The 4,655-nt window shown below is 26.2% G+C and carries 2 protein-coding genes; both read left to right on the top strand.

Annotated elements, in window-relative coordinates:
• The first annotated feature begins 558 nt into the window (after positions 1-558).
• Entirely contained in the window at positions 559-1,767 is a 1,209-nt protein-coding gene (locus J7G74_RS02410) for a NupC/NupG family nucleoside CNT transporter (protein WP_297131432.1), read from the top strand.
• A 217-nt stretch (positions 1,768-1,984) separates the two neighbouring features.
• Positions 1,985-4,655, top strand: a 2,671-nt coding sequence (locus tag J7G74_RS02405) for a ligand-binding sensor domain-containing protein (protein ID WP_297131429.1), incomplete at its 3' end; no start/stop codon positions are given.

Raw genomic sequence — 4,655 nt, 5'->3', positions numbered from 1 at the left:
TGTATATATTAAATGCATAAAAAGAAGATTAAAAATACAAATAGACATTTAGACAGATATAGAATTTGAAATTTATAAATGAAAAAATTTTTATAAGATAAAGAATTCATAGCACTAATGAATTGTCATATAAAAGTAATTATATAAAGAAAAATTTATAAAAAATATAATGTAAAAGTCCAATTCATAGTTTATCTGTGGTTGGATTTTTTTACATACAAGGAAATTATATTGAGTTTGAAATTGTGGAAAACTACTAGGGTAAAGCATTATCAATGTGCTTGAGAAGTTGTAAAAAATAAATTTTGAGCAACAGGAAAAGCCGTTGGCGACATGAGCGAAGCGAATTTTTTAATTTTAGATAAAATATATTTCATTTGAATTGTGGATATACATAATTTTTCAGGTATTAATTAATTTAAATAAGGGATACTTACTCTATATAAGGTAATATGTTGAAATAAGATAAAAACTATTGAAATATATAAGCAATAGAATTTATAATATAATAATGTGGACATAAAAAATAATTTATATATAAGAGATAGGTGAAAGTTTATGAAGATATTGTTAAATTTAACAGGAATACTCTTATTACTATGTATTTTATATTTATTTTCTAGTAATAAGGAAAATATTAATAAAAAAATAATAATAAAAGCGTTGGGAGCTCAATTTATATTAGCTTTTTTATTAGTAAAATTCCCTTTAGGTAAGGTACTAATTGAAAACGTATCTGATTTTGTAACCCAAATATTAAGTTACGGATCAGAAGGATTAGAGTTTATATTTGGTTCTCTTGCTGATGGTGGAGCTCCAACTGGATTTATATTTGGAATACAAACTCTAGGAAATATAATATTTATTTCTGCATTAGTGGCAGGATTATATTATTTAGGTGTTATAGGTGCTGTTGTTAAACTAATAGGAGGAATTATTGGAAAGTTCCTTGGAACTTCAAAGGTAGAAAGTTTTGTTGCTGTTGCCAATATGTTTCTAGGACAGACGGAATCACCTATTTTAGTAAGTAAATACTTAAAGTCTATGACTGAAAGTGAGATAATGTTAGTTTTAATTTCTGGTATGGGAAGTATGTCCGCAAGTGTTCTTATTGGATATGCAGGTATGGGAATACCTATGCAGTATCTTTTAATTGGTGGAGCATTAGTTCCTCTTGGAAGTATAATTGTTTCTAAATTGATTTTACCAGAAAATAAATCCTTAAAAGAAAATGAAATTGAAGAGGTAACAATTGATAATAAAGGAGATAATACCAACTTAATATCAGCAATTACACAAGGAGCACAGGACGGTTTAAGTATGGTTCTAGGTATAGGTGCATCTTTAATAGCTATTATTTCATTAGTAGCATTAGTCAATGGAGCTTTAGGAATCTTTGGTTTATCTTTAGAAAAGATATTATCTATAATATTTGCACCAATAGGATTTTTCATGGGAATAAATGCACAAGATATTTCACTAGCAGGTCAATTGCTTGGAAGCAAGTTAGTCTTAAATGAATTTGTTGCTTTTGGACAACTTGGACAAGTGATAAGTTCTTTAGATTATAGAACAGGGTTAATGCTTGCAGTATCATTAACTGGATTTGCTAATATATCTAGTATGGGTATTTGTATATCAGGGATATCAGTTTTTTGTCCAGAAAAAAGAAATCAACTATCAAAGTTAGCTCTTAAGGGTATGATTGGTGGATTTTTTGTGAGTGTATTAAGTGCTTTAATTTTAGGATTAATAGTTGCTTTATAAAATTATATATTTAAATTTGTGAACTTATTTACTAAGTTCACTTTTTTTATGTAATATTTTAAGATATTTTTATTTTGAAAATAATATGAACTATAAAAGTTTAGTTTTTAGATTATTTTATAATAATGTAAAAATATTGTAGAATTTAGTTCAAAATAGGAACTAATTATAGTATTATAAAGGTGTTATAGAAAAAGTGGTATAAAGGGGTAATATAGTGAAGAATTATAAGAATTGCAAGTGGATGCTAGTACTTATTACAAGTACGGTAATGATAAATATGTTTACTATTTGTTCAAATGCATTTGAACAAATTAGTTTTGAAAATATAACTATAGATGATGGATTGTCTCAATCTACAGTAGAAGTTATGCTGCAAGATAGTGATGGATACATATGGATAGGAACAAATGATGGTTTAAATAGATATAATGGTTCAGAGTTTAAAGTGTTTAAGTCAGATGATGAAGATGAAAATTCTATAGTAAGTAATTATATAATAGCTCTTGCAGAAGATAAGAATGGATATTTATGGGTTGGTATAGATGATGGTTTAAGTATTATAAATTTAGATGATTATTCTATAAAGAATTATCGTTGCTACAATAATAATGAAGACACTCCTTTTTATAATATAAAAAGTATATTGATAACTGAGGATGGAAGTGTGCTTATAGGTACTTATAATGGAGTATATCTTTATAATGAAGAAAAAGATTCTTTTAGCAAAATCTTAGGTGATAATAATGAATTAACTAATAATAATATATCTGATATGAAGGAAGATAAAGATAATAATATCTGGATAGGTACAGAAAGTGGATTAAATAAAATAGATACTAAAAGTAAGAAAATTTATCATTATACTAATGATGAGAACTCAAATGTAAAATGGGATAAAATTAATTCTATAATATGCGATGATTACAATAATATATGGGTTTCAACATATGAGAATGGATTAAATAGACTAAACATAAAAACAAATAAGGTGACATCATTTAAATTTGATGAAAATAATCCTAAGTCTATACCATCGAATTGTACGAGAGGAATATTACAAGATAATGAAGGTTCAATTTGGATTGCAACTGAAAATGGTCTTAGTAAGTATGAAGGTGGAGAGAAGTTTATTACATATACCAATAAAAGTTATGATATTAACAGTTTGTCAAATAATATAGTATTTACCTTAATGCAAGATAAAAGTGGATTGTTGTGGGTTGGTACATATACAGGGATAAGTATATTTGATCCAGAAAATAATATAAAACTTTATAAAAATGATCCTCTAAATGATAATTCTTTAAGTGATAATGTAATACATGGTATTTATGAAGATGAAGAAGGATTGCTTTGGATAGGTACGAGAGATAAGGGTTTAAATATTGTAGATAGAAAAAATGATAAAATAAGTCATATATACGAAGGTGATAATGAGTACGGATTAAGTACGAACGCGATAAAGGTTATAACAGGTAAAGATAACATTATTTGGGTTGGAACTAGAAATGGTGTAAATAAAATAGATAAAAATAATATGAAAGTAACTAAATACACTACAGAAAATGGGCTGACCCATAATAATATAAAAAGTTTACTTTTAGATAGTAAAGGTTACTTGTTGATAGGTTCGGCAGAAAGTCTAAATATTTTAAATACAGAAACTAATGAGATTATAGACATAACTAAGATTCTAGAAGAAAAGGGATTGTCAGAAGTCTATATAGAAGAAATTTATGAAGATAGTAAGGGAATGTATTGGCTAGGAGAATATATAAGCGGAACATTAATAAAAATTAATCCAAAAGATAGAAGCGTAATAACTTATGATAAATTTAATGATAATACTAAAAAAAATAGTATTAATACAATACGATCTATAACAGAGGATAAAAATAATAACTTATGGATAGGTAGTAACGATGGATTAATTAAATTTAATATAGATACAGAAAGGTATCATGTATATACTGAAAAAGATGGTTTATCCAGTAATACAGTATATGGAGTGATGCTAGATGATGAAGGTAATCCCTGGATGAGCACTAATAATGGAATATCCAATTTAAATCTAAAAACTAATAAATTTAAAAATTTAAGTAGTACTGATGGATTACAAAGCAACGAGTTTAATGGTAAGGCATATTATAAATGTAAAAATGGAGAATTTATTTTTGGGGGAATAAAGGGAATAAATATATTTAATCCTGAAAAAATATCTAGGGTTTCTTATACGCCAAAGGTGACTTTTGATAAATTTGAAGTAGAAGGAGAAAATTATTCTGATATAGATGGATTATCATTTAAACATGATGAAAATTTAATTAGAATTAAATACTTTATTCCTGAATACAAAAAAGGAAGTAAAGTTCAGTATTATTATAAATTAGAAGGTTTAAGTGATGACTGGATAGAGGTAAATAATAATGAGGTAATTTTTAATGAATTAAATCCGGGGAAATATACATTTAAAATAAAAGCTAGAAGTCAAGATGGAAGTGTAGGAGAAGAAAATCAGGTTACTTTTACCATAGATACACCTATATGGAAAAGTGAAAAGGCTATAATGGCATATATGATTATGTTTATAGTTATTATATACATGGAATTTATGAGAGTAAAGAGACTAGATAAATTAGTAGATAGACGAACTAAAGAGTTAAGTCGAGAAATGAAAAAAAATAGTATGTTATTTGATCAATTAATAGAGGCAGAGAGAAGTAAAAATAATTACTTTATAAACTTGTCTCACGAACTAAGAACTCCTTTAAATGTAATAAATTCTGCAGAACAATTAATTAGTAATTTTAATAAATCAGAAAAAGGAATTAGTCAAGAAAAATTAGATTATTATATGGAAGTTATGAGAAATAATACTAGAAGAC

The organism is Terrisporobacter sp. (assembly GCF_017888745.1).
GTDB lineage: Bacteria > Bacillota > Clostridia > Peptostreptococcales > Peptostreptococcaceae > Terrisporobacter.
Note: the sequence above shows the minus strand (reverse complement) of the source record. Positions and strands in the feature narration are given on the sequence as shown.